The 2,015-nt window shown below is 74.3% G+C and carries 2 protein-coding genes; one reads left to right on the top strand and one right to left on the bottom strand.

The annotated features are described in order from the left end of the window. Positions 1–7: 7 nt before the first annotated feature. Positions 8–1,150, bottom strand: coding sequence for a glycine cleavage system aminomethyltransferase GcvT (gene gcvT, locus AB0J68_RS31565; RefSeq protein WP_354859746.1), 1,143 nt, complete (start codon positions 1,148–1,150; stop codon positions 8–10). 162 nt (positions 1,151–1,312) lie between these two features. Between gcvT and AB0J68_RS31560 the strand changes: the two genes are divergently transcribed. Then, positions 1,313–2,015, top strand: a 703-nt coding sequence (locus AB0J68_RS31560) for a M17 family peptidase N-terminal domain-containing protein (RefSeq protein WP_363942465.1), incomplete at its 3' end; no start/stop codon positions are given.

Here is a 2,015-nt window from a genome sequence, read left to right as displayed (position 1 = left end):
GTTGGGGTTAGTGGGTTGAGGGGGTTACGAAGGGGGGTTTTTGGAGGCGCAGGGGGGCTTGGCGGCCTCGGATGTCGACCTGCACCTCGTCGCCGTCGGCCAGGTTGGCGTCCGTGTCCAGCAGGGCCAGGGCGATGCCCTGCTTGCGGGTCGGGCTGAAGGTGCCGCTGGTCACCGTGCCGACCTGCTTGTCGCCCACGTGCAGGGTCATGCCGGGGCGCGGGATGGCGCGGTCGACGGCCACCAGGCCGCGGAGCGTACGTCGGGGGCCGGCGGCCTTCTCGGCGAGCAGCGCGTCGCGACCCCAGAAGGCCGGCTTGTCCCACCCGACCGCCCAGCCCGAGCGGGCCTGCACCGGGGTGATGTCCAGCGAGAGGTCCTGACCGTGCAGCGGGTAGCCCATCTCGGTGCGCAGCGTGTCCCGGGCGGCCAGCCCGCAGGCGCGCAGCTCGAACGCCTTGCCGGCGGCGAACAGCGCGTCCCACACGGTCACCGCGTGCTCCGCCGGCACGACCAGCTCGTAGCCCAGCTCGCCGGTGTAGCCGGTACGGCAGACGGTCAGTTCCACCTCGGCGAGGCTGTCGGTGAAGCTGGCGGCGTCGAAGCTCATGTAGCCGTGCTCGGTGGGCAGGTCGAGAGCGGCGAGCAGTTCGCCCGAGCGGGGGCCCTGCACGGCCAGCACCGCGTACGCCTCGTGCTCGTCGGTGATGGTGATCCGCTCCGGGGCGGCGGCGCGCAGCCGGCGCACCACCTCGGCGGTGTTCGCGGCGTTCGGGATGAGGAAGACGTGGTCCTCGGCGTACAGGTAGGCGATGATGTCGTCCACAACGCCGCCGGTGGCGTCGTCGCAGCACAGCGTGTACTGCGCTCGGCCGGGCCCGATGCGGCGCAGGTCGTTGCTGAGGCAGGAGTTGACGAAGTCGGCCGCGCCGGGGCCGGCCACCCGAACCTTGCCCAGGTGCGACACGTCGAAGACCCCCACCGCCGTACGCACCGCGGCGTGCTCCTTGAGCACCCCGCCGCCGGCGTACTCCAGCGGCATCTCCCAGCCCCCGAAGGGGGCGAACTTGGCGCCGGCGGCGGTGTGCCGCTCGTGCAGCGGGGAACGACGCAGCCGGGTCGCGGCGGCGTCGGAGGTCACGTCGGTCATGGGTGGCAACTTACCGGGGGTAACGCCGCTGGTTAGCATCGGCGGGACCCCGTTGGTGTGATCGACGGGACAGCCCTGACGTCCGGCGGGTAGGTTCCGCCGGAGACCTTCACCGCTGGTACGCGACGCCGCGACCGGCCCGGCCCGCCCGGAGTAGCTTCAGTGACATCACCCCGCACCACCAACCTGAGCCTGGTCGACACCGACCCGGCCGAGCTCGCCGTCGACGCGATCGTGATCGGCGTGCACAGCCAGACCGGAGAGCAGGGCGCCACCAGCGGCCTCGCCGGCAACCTGCTGCTCGCCAGCGGCGCGGAGAGCATCGCCGTCGCCTTCGACGGCAAGCTGACCGAGACCCTCGCGCTGCTCGGCGCGACCGGTGGGGCGGGTGAGGTCATCAAGCTGGCCACGCTGGGCACCGTCACCGCCCCGCTGGTCGTCGCGGTCGGGCTCGGCCCGGAGCCGAAGGGCGCCGCCCCGGCGCCGGAGACGCTGCGCCGCGCCGCCGGCGCGGCGGTCCGGGCCCTGGCGGGTGCGCCGAAGGTGGCGCTGAGCATGCCGCTGCCCGACGACGCGGACGCGCCGGCCGCGCTGCGCGCGGTCGCCGAGGGCGCGCTGCTCGGCGGGTACCGGTTCGCCGGCTACAAGACCCGTCCGCAGCCGACCCGGCGGGAGCCGGTGGCCGAGGTGCTGATCGCCGTTCCGGACGCCGCTGAGCCGGCCGCCCAGGCGGAGATCACCCGGGCGCAGGCAGTCGCCGGCGCGGTCCGGCTCAGCCGGGACTGGGTGAACACCGCCCCGAACGAGCTGCGGCCCCCGTCGTTCGCCGACGCCGTGGCCGCCGCCGCCCGCGACGCGGGCCTCG

Source organism: Micromonospora sp. NPDC049580, assembly GCF_040675595.1.
Lineage (GTDB): Bacteria > Actinomycetota > Actinomycetes > Mycobacteriales > Micromonosporaceae > Micromonospora.
Note: the sequence above shows the minus strand (reverse complement) of the source record. Positions and strands in the feature narration are given on the sequence as shown.

What these genes read in the sequence shown, in the direction of transcription:
- gcvT (WP_354859746.1), bottom strand. Translation starts at nt 1,150, where the DNA reads ATGACCGACGTGACCTCCGACGCCGCCGCGACCCGGCTGCGTCGTTCC.